Raw genomic sequence first — 536 nt, forward strand, 5'->3', positions numbered from 1 at the left:
AAGGCGCGCCACATCACGATGCCTTCATGCGGGGCAAGCGCGGTGGCCAGCATGTTCGCGCCTTCGGCATGGCTGCGCTCATAATCCTGTGGGCCGGGCTGGCCTTCGGAGTTCGCTTTCACGAGGAAGCCGCCGAAATCCGGCACATGGGCATATATCTCGTCCACCTTAGCCTGCCACCAGGCCTGCACCTCGGCGTCGCGTGGATCGGCTGTGTCGAGCCCGCCCAGTTCCATCGGCGCAGAGAAGCGCGCGGTCAGATAGATCCTGATCCCATAGGGCCGGAAAATATCTGCGAGGGCTGCGACCTTCTCTAGGTATGGCGCGGTCAGCACGGTCGCATCAGCGTTCACATTGGTCAGCGACACCCCATTGATGCCGATGGACGCATTCGCGCGGGCATAGTCGGTATACTTCGGATCGAGATAGTCTGGCAGGCGGTGCCAGTCCCAGATCGACTGACCCGCATAGCCGCGCTCGACATGGCGATCCAGATTGTCCCAATGATTGAGCAGGCGCAGCTTGGTCTTGGGACG

At 61.8% G+C, this 536-nt stretch carries 1 pseudogene; it reads right to left on the bottom strand.

Annotated features, from left to right (window positions below):
* Nucleotides 1–536 (bottom strand): annotated as a pseudogene (locus B4F73_RS02495) (alpha-glucuronidase); the annotation flags it as partial.

The organism is Hyphomonas sp. UBA3601 (assembly GCF_002375605.1).
GTDB lineage: Bacteria > Pseudomonadota > Alphaproteobacteria > Caulobacterales > Hyphomonadaceae > Hyphomonas.